The sequence below is a fragment of the Tomitella gaofuii genome (assembly GCF_014126825.1).
Taxonomy (GTDB): domain Bacteria; phylum Actinomycetota; class Actinomycetes; order Mycobacteriales; family Mycobacteriaceae; genus Tomitella; species Tomitella gaofuii.
Genome location: NZ_CP059900.1, coordinates 2318707 through 2337167 on the forward strand (window position 1 = coordinate 2318707; position 18461 = coordinate 2337167).

General features: G+C 71.1%; 14 protein-coding genes. 10 read left to right on the forward strand and 4 right to left on the reverse strand.

Annotated elements, in window-relative coordinates:
* Positions 1–31: 31 nt before the first annotated feature.
* Positions 32–2512: a glycoside hydrolase family 31 protein gene (locus H4F70_RS10825; protein WP_182357193.1), complete on the reverse strand. Its 2481-nt coding sequence runs from the start codon at positions 2510–2512 to the stop codon at positions 32–34.
* Positions 2513–2737: 225 nt separating this feature from the next.
* Between H4F70_RS10825 and H4F70_RS10830 the strand changes: the two genes are divergently transcribed.
* The 8 genes from H4F70_RS10830 (at position 2738) to H4F70_RS10865 (ending at position 12891) form a co-directional block, all read left to right on the forward strand.
* Positions 2738–3298: a hypothetical protein gene (locus tag H4F70_RS10830; protein WP_182347758.1), complete on the forward strand. Its 561-nt coding sequence runs from the start codon at positions 2738–2740 to the stop codon at positions 3296–3298.
* A complete protein-coding gene (locus tag H4F70_RS10835; RefSeq protein ID WP_182357194.1) occupies positions 3295–3942 on the forward strand; it encodes an RES domain-containing protein in 648 nt (215 codons plus the stop codon). The genes H4F70_RS10830 and H4F70_RS10835 overlap by 4 nt, the downstream gene beginning before the upstream one ends.
* 191 nt (positions 3943–4133) lie before the next feature.
* The gene (locus tag H4F70_RS10840; RefSeq protein WP_182357195.1) at positions 4134–5585 is read left to right on the forward strand and encodes an exodeoxyribonuclease VII large subunit; all 1452 of its coding nucleotides are present in this window, start codon (positions 4134–4136) and stop codon (positions 5583–5585) included.
* A gap of 205 nt (positions 5586–5790) precedes the next feature.
* Positions 5791–6396 (forward strand): heme-binding beta-barrel domain-containing protein, encoded by a 606-nt coding sequence (locus H4F70_RS10845; protein WP_182357196.1) that lies wholly within the window; start codon positions 5791–5793, stop codon positions 6394–6396.
* 195 nt (positions 6397–6591) lie between these two features.
* Positions 6592–7575, forward strand: coding sequence for an ADP-ribosylglycohydrolase family protein (locus H4F70_RS10850; protein ID WP_235681050.1), 984 nt, complete (start codon positions 6592–6594; stop codon positions 7573–7575).
* Positions 7576–7706: 131 nt separating this feature from the next.
* Positions 7707–10304 (forward strand): rifamycin-inactivating phosphotransferase, encoded by a 2598-nt coding sequence (rph, locus tag H4F70_RS10855; protein ID WP_182357197.1) that lies wholly within the window; start codon positions 7707–7709, stop codon positions 10302–10304.
* Positions 10305–10495: 191 nt separating this feature from the next.
* Complete coding sequence (locus tag H4F70_RS10860; protein WP_235681051.1) at positions 10496–11809, forward strand: lipase family protein; 1314 nt, start codon at positions 10496–10498, stop codon at positions 11807–11809.
* 212 nt (positions 11810–12021) lie between these two features.
* Positions 12022–12891: a DUF4352 domain-containing protein gene (locus tag H4F70_RS10865; RefSeq protein ID WP_182357199.1), complete on the forward strand. Its 870-nt coding sequence runs from the start codon at positions 12022–12024 to the stop codon at positions 12889–12891.
* Between the two features lie 117 nt (positions 12892–13008).
* Here H4F70_RS10865 and H4F70_RS10870 read toward each other — a convergent pair whose 3' ends face one another.
* Together H4F70_RS10870 and H4F70_RS10875 are read right to left on the reverse strand one after the other, a co-directional pair.
* Entirely contained in the window at positions 13009–13329 is a 321-nt protein-coding gene (locus tag H4F70_RS10870; RefSeq protein WP_182357200.1) for a putative quinol monooxygenase, read from the reverse strand.
* 156 nt (positions 13330–13485) lie between these two features.
* Positions 13486–14103, reverse strand: coding sequence for a hypothetical protein (locus H4F70_RS10875; RefSeq protein ID WP_182357201.1), 618 nt, complete (start codon positions 14101–14103; stop codon positions 13486–13488).
* A 240-nt stretch (positions 14104–14343) separates the two neighbouring features.
* On the opposite strand from H4F70_RS10875, the gene H4F70_RS10880 reads away from it, so the two are divergent.
* Both H4F70_RS10880 and H4F70_RS20560 read left to right on the forward strand, forming a co-directional pair.
* Positions 14344–16617, forward strand: coding sequence for an alpha-glucosidase (locus tag H4F70_RS10880; protein ID WP_182357202.1), 2274 nt, complete (start codon positions 14344–14346; stop codon positions 16615–16617).
* A 298-nt stretch (positions 16618–16915) separates the two neighbouring features.
* The gene (locus tag H4F70_RS20560; protein ID WP_268968321.1) at positions 16916–17215 is read left to right on the forward strand and encodes a TM2 domain-containing protein; all 300 of its coding nucleotides are present in this window, start codon (positions 16916–16918) and stop codon (positions 17213–17215) included.
* 16 nt (positions 17216–17231) lie between these two features.
* On the opposite strand, the gene H4F70_RS10890 is transcribed toward H4F70_RS20560, so the two are convergent.
* On the reverse strand, positions 17232–18416 hold the full coding sequence (locus tag H4F70_RS10890) for a MalY/PatB family protein (protein ID WP_182357204.1): 1185 nt from the start codon (positions 18414–18416) through the stop codon (positions 17232–17234).
* Between the last annotated feature and the right edge of the window lie 45 nt (positions 18417–18461).

The window sequence follows — 18461 nt, forward strand, 5'->3', positions numbered from 1 at the left end:
CCGTCGCCTGCGGTGTCCGGGCATCCGGGGCTCACGCCAGGCCCACGGCCACCCCGTCGCCCGCCGCGATCGTCCCCGCGTGGACGTGGACGGTGCCGCGGCCGCCGGGGCCCGGGGCGAACGTCCACGTTCCGGGGCCGGCGGGACCGCGGTGGGCGAATCCCGCCGCACCCGCGCCCAGGTCGTCACCGGACGACGCCACGCGGGAGACCACGGCACCACCCACCGTGACGGCTCGCGGCTCCGGCACTCCCTCGACGCGCACATGCACCGCGCGGTGCGTCGCCACGCCGCCCGCGGCACCGGTGCGCGGCCCCATCGCGAGGATACGGTGACCGTCGGACCAGACGAGGTCGGCCCGCGCCCCGCCCGCCGCGGCGGACTCCGGCGTCGAATCGTCCTCGTAGAGCGACGCGCGCCCGTCGGCCCCCGCGAAGGCGCGCAGCAGCAGGGGCCCGCCCGCCACGGGTGCCTCGCCCGCCGGATGCAGCGGGAGCACCGCCCCGGCGCGGGCGAACACAGGCATGCGGTCCAGCGGGACCACGAGATCCTTCTCTACGGGTCCGGTGTGCCGTGCGCCGGTGAACACGTCGTGCCACTCGCCGGGCGGGAACCACACGCGCGTGACCGCAGGATCGCCGGGGACGCCGACGGGGGCCACGAGCAGGTCGTCGCCCAGCATGAACTGGCGGTCGTAGGAGTAGGCCTGCTCGAATCCGGGCCACGCCAGGTACATTCCGCGCGCCAGCGGCATGCCGGTGTCGGCGCTGCGGCGGCCCAGCGTGTAGAGGTACGGCACGAGGGCCGCGCGGGCGCGCATGTACTCGGCCGCGATTCCGCGCACGGGTTGCGGGAACTCCCAGGGCAGCCGGCGCGGATCGCCCCGGTCCGCCGTCCCCGAGTGCAGTCGCATCACCGGGGAGAAGGCGCCCGCCTGCACCCACCGGGCGTAAAGGACGTCGTCGAGCGGCCCCTGGAAGCCGCCGACGTCGTGGGAGACGTAGGGCATCCCCGCGTTGCCCTCCGCCACGGTGAACCGCGTCTGGAAGTCGAGCATCTCCCACGAGGAGACGGCGTCGCCGGTGAAGTGGATCGTGTTGCGGTGCTCGCCCCACGGGCCGGGCCGGGCGCCGGCCCAGTCCTGCCACGATCCGCCCGCGCGGGACAGCACCGGCCAGCGGCTGCCGCGGGCCCGCGAGCGCGCGCCGTAGCGGGAGTTGATCCAGGCGTCGCCGGAGGACGTGCCGTCGGGCGGTCCGGCCGTCGACCCGTCGCAGCACCAGTCGAGCCACCAGAAGTCCGCGCCGTCGTCCTCGAACGGCGCGTGCAGCGCCAGGTAGGCGTCGAGCTGCGCGGGCACCGACCAGTCGAAGCCGAAGTGCTGGTCGACCACCGCCTGCGGGTCGGAGGTGAGCGAGATGAGATTCGGCATGGCGATCGGCGTCAGCGGCCCCGCGTGCCGCACCGTCGGCCCGTACTGCGGATCGGCGGCGGCGATGCTCGGGTGCACGTTGAGCCCCACCTGCAAGCCCTGCTCGTGCGCCCAGGCGAGGAACCCGGGCGGGTCCGGGAACAGCTCGGGCCGCCAGTTCCAGCCGTTCCACTTGTGGGGCGCCTTGTAGTCGGTGTCCACCATGAGCACGCTCAGCGGCACGCGCTCGTCGTCGAAGGCGGGCAGCAACCGCGAGCGGTAGTCGTCGTCGGAGTACGGGTGGTAGCGGGAGAACCAGAGCCCGAAGGCCGCCCGGGGCGGGAAGGCGGGCGGGCCGGAGACGCGGCGGTAGTCGGCGAAGACGTCCGGGTACTCGTTGCCGTAGCCGAACAGGTAGCCGTCCTGACGGCCCCCGGGCTGCCTGCGCACCCGGTGCCCGTCGACGAGGAGCTGGGACGTCGAGTCGTCCAGGAACACCCACCCGTCGCGGCTGAGCAGACCGTCGTGCAGCAGTACGGGGCCGAACTGCGTGTCGAGCGCGCGCAGCCAGCCGCCCAGGTTCCCCTGCGTCGCGGGGGCGCCGTCGGTCTTGGGCACGCCGCCGCCGAGATAGCCGGCCATGCCCAGCCCCGAGAGGGGCGCGGTGTACCCCGGCCGCCCCCAGCGCGGATGCACGTCCGCCCACGCGTCGCCGCGCAGCACCTGCGCGCGCAGAGTGGCATCGTCGAGCGTCTTCGCGGCGGGGTCGATGTGCAGGCGGATGCGCCCGGTGTCGAGGGTGACCCGGCCCGGCGCGTCGGCCCGCTCGTATGCGGCGCCGTCGTGCACGCGGTGCGCGCCGAGCATGGTGGCGCGGTCCTCGAACCGGCCGTCGGGCGCACACTCGAGCCGCACGCAGGTGGGTGAGACCACCTGCACCCGGACGGACCTTCCGATCCGCTCGCCCGCACCGGTGCCGTCAGGGACTCCGCCCGCGGCCGCCGAACCCGCGCCGACGCCGGAGAGCGCGCCCGCTCCCCCGGCTGCACCGGCCGCGGCCAGCGCGTATCCCAGGAATCCGCGACGGCCGATCGGTTCCACAGCGCCCACCCTTCGACGCTGTGATGGTAAGCACACTGAGTGCCGGTACGCGTCAATTCGCGGCCTCGGCGCGCCGGGGAAAGTGCCGGTGCGGTCCCCACGCCGCAGAGTCCAGTCGGCCGGTTCCGGCGCCGCTGGACAATGCGGTTAGTGCGTTATGATGGACCGTACAGAACGCACTCCGTGGGAAGTGCTCGAGGCGGCGGTCAGTGAGGAAGGTGGGCAATGGCGGGCGACGGCTCAGCGGCACTCGAGAATGCCGCGCCGCAGAAGTCTGCGGCGGACGACCCGGTGGTGGCCACTGCGGCGGATCTCGCGCAGACACGCCGCAACGTGGCCGCGCTCGGCTCCGCGATCCACTCCGCGCATCTCACCGCGGCCTCGCCGGCGCTCGCCCGCGCGGTCCAGGCGCAACAGAATCTGTACGACGCGCTCGACGCCGAGTTCGGGCTGCTCACCTCGGCGCAGGTGGCGGACCGGCTGGGGTCGCTGGCCAGCGTGCGCCGCAACGCCGCCGCCGCGGCACGGGCCGCGGGGAGACTGCTCGCATTGCGACGCGGCAACCGGCTGCTGTACCCGGGGTTCCAGTTCACCGCCGCCGGGATCCGGCCCGTCATCGCCGAGCTGCGGTCGCTCGGCGAACGGCACGGATGGCACGAGGCCGGGCTCATCGAATGGCTCCTGGGGCCCACCACCAAGCTCGACGGCGCACGGCCGGTGGACGTGGTCGACGACGCCTCCCGGCTTCTCGCCGCGGCGGAGGCGTCGTTCGGCGTGTCCTGGTGAGCACACTCCCGCCCGACGGCTTCGCGACGCCGATGCCGCCGGAGCCGTTCGCGCCGCTCTCCGAGAGCCTGCCCCGGGGACACCGGCTCCACCGTGTACACAGCAGCGTGCGCACCGTCGCCGAGTTCAACTGCGGTTTCGGCAGCCGCACCCGTTTCGGGTTCTTCGGCGATCCCGTGGTGCCGGTGCTCTACGCCGCGGACACGGCGGAGGCCGCGCTCGCTGAATCTTTGCTGCACGACATCCCCGCGGCCGGTGGACTGCTCCCCTACTCGGCGTACCGCGACAAGGTGATGGGGCTCGTGGAGGTGCGGCGGCGCCTTCGGCTGGCGAGCCTGCGCGGGCTGGGGCTGCGCCGGCTCGGGGTGGAGGCCCGGCAGGTGACCGACACCGCCGCGACCGAGTACCCGCGGACCGTCGCCTGGGCACAGGCGGCGCACGCGGCGGGTTTCGACGGCGTCGCGTGGACGTCCCGCAAGTGCAACGACGCGCGCGCGGTCGTGCTCTTCGGCGACCGGTGCGCGGGCGCGCTGCGCCAGGACCCGTCCTTCGGGCGGATGTTCCAGAGCGGACCCGGCCTGGACTGGCTCATCGAGGTGTGCGGCCCGCTGCGCGTCGACGTGCTGCCGCCGTCGGGGCAGTGATCCGGGCCGGGGTGCAAGCCTCGGCTGTGATCCTCCGTCGGAGGGGTCCGCTACCGTGAATCACGACGCGTCGTCGACCGCTGACGCGAACGAACCGGACTACACGTACCGTGCAGAGGGGCGGCGCGAACCGAACTCCAGGGGGCACTCATGCACATCGCCCGATCGCCCGTTTCCACCGGCAGCATCGCATGACCACCGCAGCGAATATAGCGCCCGAGGCGCGGCTGCCGCACTTCTTGTCCGCAGCAACGGAACTCGACGCAGCTCCGCTGCACATCGACGAGATCAGCGCTGAGGCCACGCGGAGTCTCAAGGACGCGCGCAGCTGTCTCCGCGGTGAGATCCGCTCGATCTCGGAGGATTCCTACAAGAACCTCTATGCGGAACTGATGCCAATCGGGACGTCGCGTTCCGAGCCGCTGTCCATTCGCATCGCACGCCGCAATCGGGACCAGCTCGAGACGGTACTGAGTGGTTCGAACATGCCCGACCTCGAGGAACTGCTGGTATGCGGCCGTTGCGTCACCGTCGCCGGCGTTCTCGCCGTCAACACCCGGCACAACGCGTATTTCGACGTCCACGGCATCTCTTCGCATTCGGCGTATCCTGGGCCGGCTCTCCGCGCCCTGAAGGGACACATCGAGTTCCTCCGGGAGCACGGGGTGGACGAGCGCAGATTGAGCACCCGCTTCGAGTACGACAAGCAGATGCCCGGCGACACCCCCATCCGCAACGTCACAATTCTGGCGGCCAGGGATTCGCACGCGTACGACGACTTCGCCCACTCAATCGCCCACCTTCTCCGCACAAGGAGGGTTGTGCTTACGCGCCGCACGGTGCGGATGGAAGGAGACGGCGCCGCCGAAGAGATCAGCGCGGCACTCGCTGCAATCACTGCCGATGACGCCGACGCGGTGGTGGTCGTCCGCGGAGGCGGCGGCACTAACGCGTTTCGCCCATTCGACGATCCGATCCTGGTCGAAGAGGTTATCCACCATCCGCTGCCGGTGGTCACAGGTCTCGGACATGCCCGCAACGTCACTTCCACCGACAGGGCCGCCTTCGCCGCATTCAGCACCCCGACCGCCGTCGGCGAAGCCCTGCGACGCGCCGTCTACGGGGCGGAGAAGCGCGAACGCGTCGTCCGGTATGGACCGCCCCGCGCGGCGCGCGACGACGCGCGTCCGAAGAGTTTCCGAAGCGGACCCGCAGAACAGGAAGCAGCGCGGGTACGGCAGTTGAATAGCGATATGATGGCCCAGAACGACCGCCTGCGCCTGGAGAAGAGAACGGCGGAAAATGACGTCGCGTCAGTCCAGGCCCGCTACCGCCACGTACTCCACACGATGGGATTGCGCCGGATCCGTACTCTCTCGCGGATCCGCGGCTGGGCGTGGGCAGCCCCAGCGCTGGTGGCCACAGGCATCGCGCTCGGCGTACCGGAGGCTGCGGGCGCCGCAGCGATCACCGCGGTGTGCTGCGCACTCGTCGCGGTCTTTCTCTGGCGCGGTCCGTTGCGGGCCGTGCGTCCCGCCCGAAGACCCGAGACGTTCGCTTCTCATGAGCAATGGGAAGCGGCCGCGATGGAGGTGTCGACTCCACGTCGCTTCCGACGCGTGTGGTCCGTACTCACGGACTGACGCCGTTCGGTGGACCGCCGGACCCGCCGGACCCGCCTGCCCCTTTGCCGAATCACGCGCGCATCCGGGTCCCGTACTCGTAAGGTTGCGGTGTGAGCGGCCCGCCTCCAGCGGGTCGCTGCATGCGGCGCGTCGCGTGACGGCGGTGCCGGGCGTGACGCGGAAGCTTCCAGGGGCTACCTGGCACAGGGAAAGAGGGTAGGACATGTCGGAGAAGATCCAGGGCCCGCAGAAGCTGGGGCCGCTGACTCCGCTCGTCGGTGAATGGGAGGGCGATGGCGGCGTCGACCTCTCGTACCACAACAACGAGGACGAGACCTCCAAGACCAGTTACTTCGAACACGCGTGGTTCAAGCCGATCCCGATCCAGGAGAACGGCCGGCAGACCCTGTGGGGCCTCAAGTACGCGATGACGGCGTGGCGGCACGGTGAGGAGGCGATGGACCCGTTCCACGATGAGATCGGGTTCCTGCTGTGGGACGCCGAGCACAAGCAGGTCATGCGCGATGTCGTGTTCGGCCGCGGCATCGCCATCCTCGCCGGCAGCACGGCGGAGGCACGCGACACCGAGATGCGGTTCGACGCCAAACCCGGAGACCCCTGTTACGGCATCCTGCAGAACCACTATCTGCTCGAACGCGCGGAGATCCTCGACTTCAAGAGCGCCTTCACCATCGACGACGAGGAGACCTTCAGCTACACCTCGGATCTGCACATGAAGCTCGCCGCCATCGGCGGGGAGATGCACCACACCGACAACAACACGCTCAAGCGGGTCAAGCGGTATCACCCTGGCAGCGAGTTCAACTGAACCGTTTCCGCACATCACCCTCCCAGGGGCGGGCCGCCTAGGCGGCCCGCCCCTGGGACGTGTGCAGGGTGTCCGACACCCGCCCCGTCGGCCGGTCGATTCTTGTCGGTGCCCGCCGCTACCGTGTCCCCGTCAGTCACGTTGACCGGTGTCGATAGGCAGGACTTGCACAGCAGGGTCTACAAAGGGGACCGCATGAATCAGGGTGAGATGGCCGGGCACGGCGAGCGCAGTAATCGCGCTCGAGGTGCGTTGGTGGGGACCGCCGCCGGGGACGCGCTCGGAGCCGGATACGAGTTCAGTTTTCCGGGCCCCGAGGTGCCGATCGTCATGCAGGGCGGCGGGCCGTTCGGCTTCGCGCCCGGCGAGTGGACGGACGACACGGCGATGACGGCGGGGATCGCCCGGGCCGCCACTCTGCATCGCCTGGACACCGCGGAGGGCCTCGACGCGGTGGCCGCGGAGTTCCTGCGCTGGCAGGAGTCCGGCCCCAAGGACATGGGCAATCAGACGCGGCGCGTCCTGTCCCGCCGCTCGTCCACGGCGGCGGCCATGCAGGCGGCCGCCACAGCCACCGGCCCCGGCAACGCCGGCAACGGTTCGCTCATGCGCACCGCGGCGATCGCTGTCGCGTTCGCGCACGACCCGACGCCGACGGCGATGCTCTCCACTGCTGCCGAGGTCTCCCGCCTCACCCACACCGGCGTCGATACGCACCTGGCGTGCCGAGTGTGGTCGCATGCCGTCTGGTCGGCGATCCGCACCGGTGGGCTTCCGGACCTGCACGCCACGGTCGCTGCGGTGGTGCCTGACGATGCCCGGGGCCGGTGGCGACAGTGGGTGGCGGCGGCGGAAACGCAGGACCGGCCCGAGTTCGAGCACAACAACGGCTGGGTCGTCTCCGCGCTCCAGACGGCACGGTGGGGCATCCACCGCACGCGCCCGGCGGACGACGCCACCGGAGCGCCGGACGGTGCCGACGCGCACATCCGCAACGGTCTGGCGGCGACGGTGCGGGCGGGCCACGACACCGACACGACCGCCGCCATCGCCGGGGGCTTGCTCGGCGCGGTGTACGGCGCCGCCGCATTGCCGGCCGAGTGGACGCAGAAGTTGCACGGGTGGCCGGGACTCGATGCCGCGGGGCTGGCGAGCCTCGCGGACGCGGCAGTGCGCTGATAAGAACGGGAGGCAGCCCCCTGATCCCCTCCCACTTTCATTTTATACACGATTTCCGCAGCTCATGAGGCGTTGGATTCTCCTGCATACTCGCCGGCGTACTGCCGGAACGAGGGGATGGAGAGCGCGCAATGGTCTATGTTCTGGGCTTCGATGAGGCTGGCTCGGGCGAGGTGGACCTGGTCGGCGGCAAGGGCGCGAATCTTGCGGCGTTGTCGCGGATCGACGGCATCCGGGTGCCGGACGGATTCTGCGTGACCACCACCGCTTTCGCGCGGGTGATTGCGGGTGCGGCCGATGTTTCCGACGGCCTCGCACGGCTCGCGCGGGCCGCGGCCGACGACGGGGCCCGGATCGTCGACGCCGGCGCGAACCTGCGCTCCGCGATCCTGCGGTGCCCGGTGCCCGACGACGTCGACTCCGCCATCACGGAAGCGGTGCGCACCCGCGGCGACGAGGGCCCATGGGCCGTCCGCTCCAGCGCCACGGCGGAGGATCTGCCCTCCGCGTCGTTCGCCGGCCAGCACGATTCGTATCTCGATGTGGGCGGCGGGCGGACAGGAGCGGACGGGGCCGGCGAGGTCCTCGCACACGTCCGGCGCTGCTGGGCGTCGCTGTTCACCGACAGGGCCGTCGCCTACCGGCTGCGCAACGGCATCGAACACGACGGCGTGCGCATGGCGGTGGTCGTCCAGCGGATGGTCTTCCCCCGCGCGTCCGGAGTCCTGTTCACCGCCGACCCCGTCTCCTCCGACCGGACACTCATATCGATCGACGCGGTCCCCGGGCTCGGCGACGCGCTCGTCTCCGGCCGCGCCACTCCCGATACCGTCACGGTGCGCGACGGTGCTGTCGTCACCCGTACACCTGCACCGCATCGCAGCTCCGCGAAGGTCGTGCTCACCGACGAGCAGGCCGTCGCCTTGAGCGCGGTGGGACGGCGGGTCGAGGCGCACTTCGGTCACCCGCAGGACATCGAATGGTGTGGCGACGCCGCCGGATTCCACATCGTGCAGAGCAGGCCGATCACAACGCTGTTCCCGATCCCGGAGCCGGCTCACGACGACGGGCCCGGCGACAAACGCGTCTACGCCTCGGTCGGGCACCAGCAGGGTATGACCGACGCGTTCGCCCCGCTGGGCATCTCCCTGTGGCAGATGACGAGTCCCGCGCCGATGCGCCACGCGGGCGGGCGGCTGTTCGTCGACGTCACCGGGATGCTCGCCGACCCCGCCCGGCGCGACGGCGTCATCGCGTCCCTGGGCGCCTCCGACCCGCGCACCGGCGACGCGCTGCGGGAGATCGTCGGCCGCGACGGGTTCCTGCCCCGGCCGGCTTCCGCCCCGGACTCGCCACCCGACGCGACATCGGGTCCCGAGACCGGGTCGGATACGGCGGCGGACGGAACGGGCACCGCCGTCGTCGCCGAGCTCGTCTCCGACACCGACGCCTCGCTGGCGGCGCTGCGGCGGGACATCCGGGGCACGGCGGGCACGGAGCTCCTCGACTTCATCGCCGGCGACATCCCGGAACTCCAGCGGATGCTCTTCTCCCCGCGTACCGCGCAGGTGGTCGGCGCCGCAATGGACTCGCTGACCTTGTCCGACAACCTCCGCGAATGGCTGGGCGACGACACGGCCGGGGAGATCCTCTCGCAGTCCGGTCCGCAGAACATCACCGTCGCGATGGCGCACGCGCTCCTCGACGTCGCCGACGCCGTCCGTCCCCACCCGGCCGTGGTGAAGCTTCTCGGCGCGGCCGACGACCATGACGGCAGTGACCTTCTGGCGCAACTCGACTCCGTGGCGGGCGGCGCCGAGGCGCGCGACGCGCTTGCCGGGTTCCTCGAGCGTTTCGGCATGCGGTGCGCCGGGGAGATCGACATCACCACCCCCCGGTGGGTGGAGGACCCCGCCGTGCTGGCGCCGATGATCCTCGCGAACGTCCGGCGCTTCGCGCCCGGCGAAGCCGCACGCCGGTCGGCGCAGATGCTCCGCGAGGTCACGGAGAAGCAAGACGAGGTGCTCGACCGGCTCCGTGCACTGCCCGATGGTGAGGACAAGGCCGAGCGGACGCGGCGGATGATCTCCCGGGTCCGCACGTTCTCCCGCTACCGCGAGTACCTGAAGTACGCGATGGTGCGCCGATACTTCATCTACAAACGGGCGCTGCTCGAGGAGGCCGATCGGCTGGTGCGCGAGGACGTCCTCGAGGCCGCGGAGGACATCTTCTTCCTCCACTACGGCGAACTCCGCGCGCTGGTGCGCACGCGGGCACCCATGACGGAGCTGATAGCACGGCGGAGGGCGGAGTCCCGCTCGTTCCAGCGGCTGACGACGCCGCGGGTGCTCACCTCGGACGGCGAGATCGTCACCGGCGCAGCGACGCGTGCGGGCGTACCGGACGGTGCGCTCACCGGGGTTCCGGTGTCCGCGGGCATCATCGAGGGCCGGGCGCGGGTGGTGCTGAGCATCGCCGACGCGGACCTGAGCGCAGGAGACATCCTCGTCACCGCCTACACCGACCCCAGCTGGACCCCGGTGTTCGTCGGCATCGCAGGCCTGGTCACCGAGGTGGGCGGCGTGATGACACACGGCGCAGTGATCGCGCGCGAGTACGGGCTGCCGGCCGTCGTCGGGGTGGACGGGGCGACCCGGCGCATCCACGACGGCGACCGGATCCGGGTGCACGGCGCCGGCGGATACGTCGAGATCCTGGGCGCGGGCTGACGGGCGAGGACGACGCGCTGCGGCAGCCTCCCGTTCGCTCCCCCGGTGCCGCCGCATGCTCCAGGCTCCCCTGGAGTATGTTGCATGGATCACTGTTTAACGGCTGAGTAAGGTGGTGGTCTGGATTGGGATTCCGGCGACGGGCACGGCTACTGTGCGTAGCCCTGGCCAGTACGGTGGCGGTCACGCTCGTGGGACTCCCCGCCGTGGCGCAGGCCGCCGACTCGTTCTACCGGTACCACGGCGCCGCTCCGCTCTCGTCCTACGAGCCGGGCGCGGTACTGAACACGCGCACACTGCCATACCACGTGCTCAACATTCCGACGCCCGTCACCGCGGTGCAGATCCTGTACCGGTCGACCGACGCCATGGGCGATCCGACCGCCAACGTCACGACCGTGCTGTTGCCGCCCGCACCGACGAGCCCGGTGAAGGTGATCTCGTTCCAGTCGTTCTATGACTCGCTGAACCCGGAGGACAGCCCGTCGCGCGTGATCGCAGGAGATGCCCAGTTGCTCGGGTTCACCCCGCTCACCGAGAAGATCCAGGACAGTCACCTGCTTGACCATGTCCGGACCGGCGGCGTCGTCGGCAGTTCCGAGAACGCATTCTTCGGCCCGCTGCTGCTCGCCGGGTACACAGTGGTTCTGCCCGATACGGAAGGGCAGAACGCCCACTTCGCGGCCGGGCCGGAGTACGGGATGCTCACCCTCGATTCTTTGCGGGCGGCGCGCAACGTCGCGTCGACGGGTATCAGCGACACCACGCAGATCGGGCTGATGGGGTATTCGGGGGGATCGATCGCCTCGAACTGGGCCGCGATCAAGGCGCCGGCCTACGCCCCGGACATCAACAAGAACCTCGTGGGCGTCGCCGAGGGCGGAGTGCTGGTCGACCCCATCCACAATCTGACCTACGCCAACGGAAGCATCGGCTGGGCCGGCATCGTGGGGATGGCGATCGTCGGCATCGCCCGTTCCTACGACATCGACTTCGACAAGTATCTCAGCGACTTCGGCAAACAGACCGTGGCTCGGCTGCGGGACGCCTCCATCTCGAACGCGTTCCTGCAGTACCCCGGCCTGACGTTCCAGCAGATGGTCAAGCCGCAATACGCCGATCCCGCTTCGATCCCGGAGCTCGTCGAGTACGCGAACAAGCTCAACATGGGCACCGCGCCGATACCGACGGTTCCGTTCTTCATCGCCCAGGGCGCCAACGGCGTCCTCGAAGGCACCCGGCCCGGCCCGCCGGGGATCGGTCGGGGTGACGGGATCATGGTCACGGGGGACGTCCGCGCTCTCGCCGCGCGCTACTGCGCCGCAGGGCTGAACGTCCAGTACGACGAGTACGAGGCGCTCAGCCATGTTCCCAGCGCCCTCGTGTGGTACCCGGGCGCGGTCCAGTGGCTGCTGGACCGGTTCGCAGGCCGCCCGGCACCATCGGACTGCGGGCACATCCCCGCAGGCAATTCGCTCGCCCCGCAACAGCTCGTGGCGAACTGAACCGGCCGCCCCTCGGCGGGGGTCGACAAGGCGATCCCCGCCGTATCCACCACGGCGGTCGAATCTTCTATTCCACGACGACTCTCTCCGAATGACACCGATGCGATTCCGCAGTTCTTGCGGGGTTTTCTCCGGCGCTATCAAAAACTGTCGGTGGCGTCTGATTACCTACGGGACATCAGCAAGTTCGGCACATTGAAGGAGAGTTACCGATGACCACCCCACCACCGCACATGCCCCCGGCTCCCCCGGCCGGCGGTTTTCCCGGAGCCCCCGCGACGGCGGAAAAGCAGAAGAACATCGTGGGCCGCATCGCGGTGATCACTGCGGTGGTCGGGTTCATCTTCGCGTGCATTCCGGGCGCCCTCATCGTCGGGTGGATTCTGCTGCCGATCGCCTTCATCCTCGGCATCGTGGGGCTGTTCCAGGCGGGCAAGCGCAAGGGCACCAGCATCGCAGCCGTCATCGTCGCGATCGTCGGCATCGTCGTCGGGTTCGTCGTCTTCGCCACGGTCGTGAGCAATGCCGTCGACGATGCGTTCGGCGGCAGCGGCGACGTGTCCGTCTCCACTCCCGGTGGCAGCGCAGACGCCGCGGCGGCCGGCGCTGGCGCGGCCGGTGCCGCCTCCGATTCCGGGTCGTCGTCCGCGGATCAGGGCACGCGGAACAACCCGTACCCGCTCGGTTCCACCGTCTCCGACGGCGATTGGCAGGTGACGGTCAACAGCGTCACCCTCGACGCGGACGACGTGGTGTCCGCCGAGAACCCGTTCAACGATGCCGCGCCGGCCGGGTCGCAGTACCTGCTGGCCAACGTCACCGTCACCTACACCGGCACCGACCCGCAGGGCAAGATGCCGTTCACGACCATCGCCTACGTGACAGCCGAGGGCAACACGGTGAACTCCTACGACAGCATGGTGCTTGCCCCCGACACGCTCGACACCTTGAGCCCGCTGTTCGAAGGCGCCTCCACCACCGGCAACGTGGCGTTCACGGTGCCGTCGGCGTCGGCCGGCGACGGCACACTGGCGGTGCGAGCCACGCCATTCGGCGACAAGGTCTTCGTCGCCGTGCGCTGACCCATGCCCGACCCACCGGCGGCCCGCGCACTTACCCATCCGGGTCGTGCGCGGGCCGCCACGTGTCCGGGGGCGGCGCCGGACTCTGGTCCGCCCACCCGCGGCCGCGGGCCGGATTCAGCGCACTGCCATCTCCCCCAGCTCATCCCACTCGTCGCGGTCCATGACGACGTTGCGCACGCGCGGCGTCTCCTGGAGCAGCGGCGGCAGGTCCTGCTGCGCCTGGCGGAAGTGCGCGCTGGTCACGTGGGCCTCGGCGGCATCATCCTGGAACGCCTCGACCAGCACGTACTCGTTAGGGTCGTCGACGCTGCGCGACCAGTCGAACCACAGGTTCCCCGGCTCCGCCCGCGTGGCGGCGGTGAAGTCACGGACGTGGTCCAGCCACGAATCCGCGTGCTCGGGCTTGACCTTGAACTTGGCGACGATGAAGATCATGGCGCCATTGTGGCACCCGCGGCGGCGCGGTTTCACCCGCCACTGACGCCCTCGCTCTTCGAGCCGCGCACCGCCTGCGCAGTCCGCGCGCGCATTCCCCGCAGGAATCCGGGAACGGGCCCTCGGACCGGGAGGCGGCGCCGGGGTCGGGGCGCGTCAGAACACTTCGCGGTACCGGTACCACCCGTCGCCGAGCGGCTGGTAGCCCCGCACACCCTCGCGGTCGGTGAAGCCCCGGCGGGGCGACTCATCGGGCAGGTAGGCGATGCCCACCGTGTTCAGGAATCCGCCGGTCAGCCGGAAGTGGCAGGACCCCGTCGTCCCGTGCACGCTCTCCACCGAGTACACGCCGATCCACTGTCGCTCATACGTGTTCACGCACTCCTGCGCGTGGGCGGTCATCGTGCCCTGCATCGCCCACCACCCGAGGTGGAACGGCACCCGGAACACCAGCAGGCCGGCTGTCACCACGACCATGGCCGGTGCGATGAGCACGCGCCGGTCCCACCGGTACAGCACCAGTTGCACCACCGTGAACGCCACCCAGACGGCCCCGAGCAGGACGAACACCCAGCCCGCGAGTATCACGGCGGGCAGTAGCGGGAACGGCGAGAGGAAGACCGCGAGCGCCGCCGCGCAGGCCAGCGCCACCAGTGTCGGGATGACGATGCCCATCGCGATCCGCCACCAGCGCGGCGTCGCCGCCCGGCCCGCACCGCGGCCGGACTGACGGATCGTGGTGTCGCCCTCCGATGCGGACTCTCCCGGGTTCACTGTGTCCCTCCCGTCACTCCCGACTCGTCCCCCGGTGCGCGGTGCGCCCGGCGTGCGCAGAACCCGCACGCCGGCGCACCGGCCCGGTTACCATCTGGCCCATCATGCCCGGGCGCGCACAGTCCCGCCCCGCCACCGTCGCAGTCGCAGTCGAGGAGGAGTCAGGGTGGGCGAAGCCGGAATCGCACGGTCGACGCCGAACGGCCGGCCGCACCTCCCAGCGCCGTGTCGCGCCGCGCGGTGTTGCGTTCTGCCGTCGGCATCGGCGCGGGCATCGTCGTCGCCGGCCTCACGTCGACGGCCGCCCCGCCCGCGGCCCGCGCCGGTGTCCCCTTCCTGCGCTATGCCCCGCCCCCGGTCCTGCCCGTCGGGCGTCTCACCGTCGCACCGGGCGCCGTCGGCACCGTCGACGCGGGCGCCTTCCGCGTCGTCCTCGCGCCCGCGTCCGTCGGCATCGCCACCGGCGGACGCACGGTGTTCGCCTCCCCTGCGGGCGCCTTCCTCGCCGCTGCGAATGGGCGGCTGCACTGGCAGGAGAACACCGGGCATTTCTCGTCCACCCCGGTGCTCACCTCGCTGCAGCTGAACCAGGAGATCCAGCACGTGCAGGTGGAAAACGGCGCGGTGCTCCTCAGCGGGATCCTCGCGCCGCCGGTGGATCTGGGCCCGCTGTCCAGCGAGCTCGCACCCGGGGCCCCGTTCGATCTCGCCACCACACGCGCGTTCACCGTGCGCATCGGCCCCGGTGCCCACGGCCTGGAGATCCGCGTGGACGTGCCCGGCGCCGACGTCGTCTTGCTCCGCCCCGCCCGCACCCCCGGCGAGGGCGTGCACGGCGCGGGCGAGCAGTTCACGCGCTTCGATCTGTCGGGCGACGAGGTGCCGATCGTCACCCGCGAGCAGGGCGTCGGCCGCGGGCGCGAACCCCTCACGGCCGCCGCCGAGGCCACGCAGGGCGCCGGAGGCTCCCCCACCACCACCTATGCCCCGCTGCCGTTCCTCGCCACCGACGCGATGCGGGCCTTCGCCCTCGATACCGACGTGGTGGCCACGTTCGACTGCCGGCCCCCGGACCGCATCGACATCGCCGCCTGGGCCGCCGGATACACCGCCACCGTGTACTCGGGCGCGAACCCGACCGACCTGTTCACTGCGCACACCGCCGATACGGGGCGGATGCGCGCACTGCCGCAGTGGTCCGGCGCCGGCGCGATCCTGGGGCTCCAGGGCGGCACTGAGGCCGTCACCGCCAAACTCGCCGCTCTCGAGGCCGCGGGCGCGGCGGTCACCGGCGCGTGGCTGCAGGACTGGTCGGGGCAACGCACCACCGACTTCGGCGAGCGGCTCTGGTGGAATTGGGTGCTCGACCGGGAGCGCTACCCGGGGTGGTACACGTTCGTGTCCGCGCTCCACGCTCGCGGCATCCGCGTCCTCACCTACGTCAACGCTTTCCTCGCCGACCCGTCGGGCAAGCCCGGCGGCGTGGACCGCGACCTGTTCGCCGAGGCGAACGCGCGCGGCTACCTCGTCCGACACCCGGCGGGCGGTCCGTATCTGCTGGATCAGGGCGGCTTCGGCGCCGCACTCGTAGACCTGACGAACCCGGCCGCGTTCGATTGGTTCCGGGACGTCATCGCCACCGAGGTGGCCGGCGCCGGGGCGGACGGGTGGATGGCCGACTTCGGCGAGGGACTCCCCTTCGACGCCGTGCTGCACTCGGGCACGCCTGCCGAATGGCACAACCGCTGGCCGGTGGCGTGGGCCGAACTCAACAACGCGGCGCGCAGGCAGGCCGGCAAACCCGATGCGCTCGTGTTCCTCCGCGCGGCAGGCCGCGGATCCGCCGCGCACGCCCCGCTGTTCTGGGCCGGCGACCAACTGGTGACGTGGGACACGCACGACGGCCTGGCCAGCGCGCTGCTCGGGATGCTCGCGGGCGGCGTGTCCGGGATGACCCTCACGCACAGCGACACCGGCGGGTACACGGGGCTGTCGCAGCCGGTGGTGGGCGTGCAGCGTGGGCGGGAGCTGCTGCTGCGCTGGGCAGAGTTCAGCGCGTGGGGCACGGTGATGCGCACCCACGAGGGCAACCAGCCCGGACGCAACGCGCAGGCGTACGACCCGGATTCCGCCGCCGCCTTCGCCGAACAGACGCGGGTGTTCGCGGCCCTGGCCGACTATCGCCGCGGCGTCGTCGCCGAGGCGGCGCGCACTGGGGTCCCCGCGCTGCGGCATCCATGGATCGGCGCTCCGGGCTCCGCGGCGGCCGGGCGCGACGACCAGTTCCTTTTCGGCAGCGGAATCTTCGTGGCGCCCGCGATGACGCCGGGCCAGTCGCGCACCACGGCCACGCTGCCGCCCGGGGACTGGGTGCACGTGTGGAGCGGGAAGCGTTTCACCGGTGACGCCGCGGTGACGGTGGACAGCCCCCTGGGACGGCCCGCGGCGTTCTACCGGGCCGGCGATCCGGCGGCGGAGGACGCGGCGCGGAGGGTGCGCGCGGCGGTGGGGTGACCGAGCGTGGTGATCCAGTCGTCGACACCGCCGTCCATGTATGGTCGCTGGGCCATTACACGACCACTGAAAAGAGCTTCGCGTGACGAATCCCGGGACGACCGGCGGCCCTGGCGATGGCAGCCCGACGTACGGCCGAGGGCAATACGAAAGGTACGCAGGCGATGCGACGCCTCCGGGGCAGGCCTACCCGCAGGGGCCCGGGCACCCGCTGCCGCACGCCGCTCCCGGGTACCCGCATCCGGGTCCGGGAGCCGCACCGTGGCCGGGCGGTGTCCCTGCTCAGCCCGCGGCCGGTGTGCCGCTGGGCGGCCCGCACCCGGCGCCCTTCGGCTATGACCCCCTGACCGGGATCCCGTACTCGGACAAGACGAAAGTCGTGGCGGGGATTCTGTCGATCTTTCTGGGCTTCTTCGGGGCCGGACGGTTCTACGCGGGTCACACAGGCCTGGGGATCGCCCAACTGGTCGTGAACATCGTGCTCAGCTTGGTCACGCTCGGAATCTGGCTGCTGTTCGCGTGGATCTGGCCGCTGGCCGACGGAATCGTCCTGATGACGGGACACCCGAAGGACGGGAACGGCCGCCCACTGCGCTAGCAGTCGTCCGCACTGCTCACTCCCGCAGCGACACCGCCTCGAGTGCCTTGGCGATGCGTTCGAGCGCGTCGAGCATGACGGGCCGCGGCATGGCGAAGATGAACCGCACGTGCCCGGCCCCGGCCGCGCCGCAGTCGGTGCCCTCGGTGCACGCGACCCCGGCGTGCTCCAGCAGGAACTCCGCGGGCGCCCCTTCGATCCGGTACGCGGACAGGTCCAGCCACGCCACATAGGTGCCCTCGGGCGGCCGGAACCCCACGTGCGGCAGGCGCTCCGCCAGGAACTCCGCCAGCGCCTGCACATTCCGCTGGAGGTATGCGCGCACATCGAGGAGCCACGGGGCGCCCGAGTCGAACGCGGCCGTCGTCGCGGCGAGCCCCAGGTTGGCGGCGCCGTGCATCGGCATGAAACCCACCCGCCGCCACAGCGCCTCGTCCGCGTCGTTGGTGGTGATGAGCTGGGCGCACTTGAGGCCGGGGATGTTGAAAGCCTTCGACGCGGCCGTCGCCGTCACGGAGTGCCCCGCGGCGGCAGAACCGGTCGAGGCGTAGGGGATGTGGCGGTGGTCGCCGAACACCAGCGGCATCCAGATCTCGTCGGAGAACACGCGTCCGCCCTTGCGCTCCACCAGTTCCTCGATCGCCTGCAGCTCGTCGCGGGTGAACACGCGACCGGTGGGATTGTGCGGGTTGCACAGCACGAGCAGCCCGCCGCCGTCGTCGAAGGCGCGCTCGAGGGCGGCCAGGTCGTCAGCGAAGTGCCGGCCGCCGCCGTCACGCAGCATCGGCACCTCGATCACCTCGCGGCCCTCGTCGGGCGGCACGCTGAGGAACGGCATGTATGCGGGCGTGGGGACGATGACCTTGGAGCCGGGACGGCTGAAGTAGCGGATGGCGGCCCGGTAGGCGGCGACCACGTCGGGCATCTGGTGCACTCGTGCGGGGTCGACGTCCCAGCCGCACGCCCCGTGGAGGTAGCGGGCGACGGAGGACTGCATCCCGGTGACGTACCGCTGGGGCAGGTACGCGAAGGCGCCCCTGTCGACCTCCCGATGCAGCGCGGCCGTGATGGCCGGGGCCACGCCGAAGTCCATCTCGGCGACGAAGGCCCCGATGGCTCCGTCTTCGCGCACCCACTTGGTGGTGCCGTCAGAGCGGAGGTCGTCGAGGGTGATGGCGTCGAGTTCGGCGAAGGTGGGCATGCGCGGTCTCCTTGTCCGGGGCGTGGGAGCGCCCCGTCCCATCCT

Coding starts and splice junctions, on each gene's coding strand:
- H4F70_RS10890 (WP_182357204.1), bottom strand. CDS start 18,416: ATGCCCACCTTCGCCGAACTCGACGCCATCACCCTCGACGACCTCCGC.
- H4F70_RS10845 (WP_182357196.1), top strand. CDS start 5,791: ATGTCGGAGAAGATCCAGGGCCCGCAGAAGCTGGGGCCGCTGACTCCG.
- H4F70_RS10870 (WP_182357200.1), bottom strand. CDS start 13,329: ATGATCTTCATCGTCGCCAAGTTCAAGGTCAAGCCCGAGCACGCGGAT.
- H4F70_RS10850 (WP_235681050.1), top strand. CDS start 6,592: ATGAATCAGGGTGAGATGGCCGGGCACGGCGAGCGCAGTAATCGCGCT.
- H4F70_RS10830 (WP_182347758.1), top strand. CDS start 2,738: ATGGCGGGCGACGGCTCAGCGGCACTCGAGAATGCCGCGCCGCAGAAG.
- rph (WP_182357197.1), top strand. CDS start 7,707: ATGGTCTATGTTCTGGGCTTCGATGAGGCTGGCTCGGGCGAGGTGGAC.
- H4F70_RS10840 (WP_182357195.1), top strand. CDS start 4,134: ATGACCACCGCAGCGAATATAGCGCCCGAGGCGCGGCTGCCGCACTTC.
- H4F70_RS10865 (WP_182357199.1), top strand. CDS start 12,022: ATGACCACCCCACCACCGCACATGCCCCCGGCTCCCCCGGCCGGCGGT.